2 protein-coding genes and 1 pseudogene are annotated in these 1647 nt (G+C 66.4%); 1 reads left to right on the top strand and 2 read right to left on the bottom strand.

The window, feature by feature from the left end; translation table 11 throughout:
* Positions 1-129: 129 nt before the first annotated feature.
* Positions 130-564: a hypothetical protein gene (locus ACIQMR_RS35530; RefSeq protein WP_401396504.1), complete on the bottom strand. Its 435-nt coding sequence runs from the start codon at positions 562-564 to the stop codon at positions 130-132.
* A 74-nt stretch (positions 565-638) separates the two neighbouring features.
* Positions 639-764 carry a hypothetical protein gene (locus ACIQMR_RS35525; RefSeq protein WP_401396502.1) on the bottom strand — a complete coding sequence of 42 codons (126 nt, stop codon included), beginning with the start codon at positions 762-764 and terminating at the stop codon, positions 639-641.
* A gap of 777 nt (positions 765-1541) precedes the next feature.
* On the opposite strand from ACIQMR_RS35525, the pseudogene ACIQMR_RS35520 reads away from it, so the two are divergent.
* Positions 1542-1647 (top strand): annotated as a pseudogene (locus ACIQMR_RS35520) (XRE family transcriptional regulator); the annotation flags it as partial.

Raw genomic sequence — 1647 nt, 5'->3', positions numbered from 1 at the left:
GAAGATCCGACTCATTTGCTACCTATACTCTAGCACGTCAACTGACCTGCGACGATACGCTTTTGTCCCCCGGAAACGACGAAGCCCCGCCCATCCACCACGGGGGCAGACGAGCGGGGCAGTTGAGCGTCAGACCAACACCCTGCCGGGGAGAAGCTCCCGCGCCTGGCGCATCAGATCCTCGTCGTCGAGCGCGAAGCGCCCTACGTGCAACGTGCCGTGGCCGTACATGGGAGCCTTCAGCGTGACCGTCGCGTCGATCTCCAGCGACCAGCCGACGTCATGGAGCTCCATGGTTCCGGGCTTCTGCACCACGCGCGCACTCCAGCCCGTGCACACGGCCCAGATGGCGTGGTCCTCCCGGTCCGCACCGCGCGTCAGGTGCCTGGCTGCGACGTCCAGTAGTGAGACGTCAGGGACTTCAGCGATCGGGATGTAGCCCATCACAGCCGTGTCCCCGAAGTGTCCGGCCGGCGCATACGCCACCACGCCGTAGACGTCCGGCCATACGTGCAGGAGCGGGAACACAGTGACCCGCCCCGTTCCGGAAATCTGTCTCGCCATTCCCTCTCCTCACGTCAGAAGCCCCGCCCTAGTCTCCCAGAGCGGGGCCTCGCGTCATTCAGCTACTGCCGTCGTCAGCCGATGAAGATGTCGTCCGGGCAGCCGATGGGCGGGTTGCTGCCGCCTCCGTCGCCATCCTCGATGTCCTTGTTCCCCTGGCCCCCTGCGACGACGGCCCAGCGCTGCGCGATTCGGTTCATGTGCCTTGCCCTTCTCTCGATGGGTGGTGCATGAGTTGGGAGCGGACGGGGCGCGGCGCCGACCTCACCGGGCTGCGCCCCGCCGCCCCACCACGCAGCGGCCGAAGCCACCACGCGGGCTGCGCTCCTCCCCTTCCGGCACGGTCACGGGAGGGGAGGAAGTCTCACTGTCTGCCTTTGATCCGGCATTGGGAGCACGGGAACGGGCAGGGTGGAATTGCGGCGCCAGCGGGGACGAAGACGACGCCTGAAGCGACGTCAAGGGCGCCGCCCAGTTCGGTCCACCACCCGACGGGGCTCAGTGCGTAGGGACCCGCGTCGACGTCGGGGCGAGCTGCCACCACGTCCCCACTCATTTCAACGTCCGTGGTACGTGCGGGTGACGCTGGATTTCGATGGCCAGGTCGACCGCGTGCGACAGGTCGAAGGCAGGACTTCCCGCTTCCGTCGCCTGGCACCACTGCCGGAAAAGCGCGCCGCACACGTCGCACCCCGGGATGGGCTTGGGCTTCTGACGGGTCCCCGGGTCCGGTAACTGGACGGGATCCGAAATCGTGCGCTTAGACATGGCGCGACCTCACCGATTGAGTGATCACCCGCTGTGTGCGAGTCGGCACATCTAGTGTGTCGTCAGATAGTCGCCGAATGCAAGCGGAAAGACAGACCCTGCAAACTTGCATATTCACGGCCACGTCGTCGGCCTCGTTGTGGAAAGGTGTGTACGCACCGCCATAGAGGCGGCACACTGAGCGCGGACTGATCAGGAATGGAGGCGGCATGGGAGACCCCACCGTCCGCCGACGTCGGGTGGGAGCTGAGCTCCGGCGCCTGCGAGAGGACGCCGGCCTGAAGTTGGACGACATCGGGACACGCACGGGGGTGC

The sequence above is a fragment of the Streptomyces sp. NPDC091376 genome (assembly GCF_044757085.1).
Classification (GTDB): Bacteria; Actinomycetota; Actinomycetes; order Streptomycetales; family Streptomycetaceae; genus Streptomyces; species Streptomyces pratisoli.
Note: the sequence above shows the minus strand (reverse complement) of the source record. Positions and strands in the feature narration are given on the sequence as shown.

Excerpts from the sequence above, each read along its gene's own strand:
- ACIQMR_RS35530 (WP_401396504.1), bottom strand. The coding sequence starts at position 564 with ATGGCGAGACAGATTTCCGGAACGGGGCGGGTCACTGTGTTCCCGCTC.
- ACIQMR_RS35525 (WP_401396502.1), bottom strand. The coding sequence starts at position 764 with ATGAACCGAATCGCGCAGCGCTGGGCCGTCGTCGCAGGGGGCCAGGGG.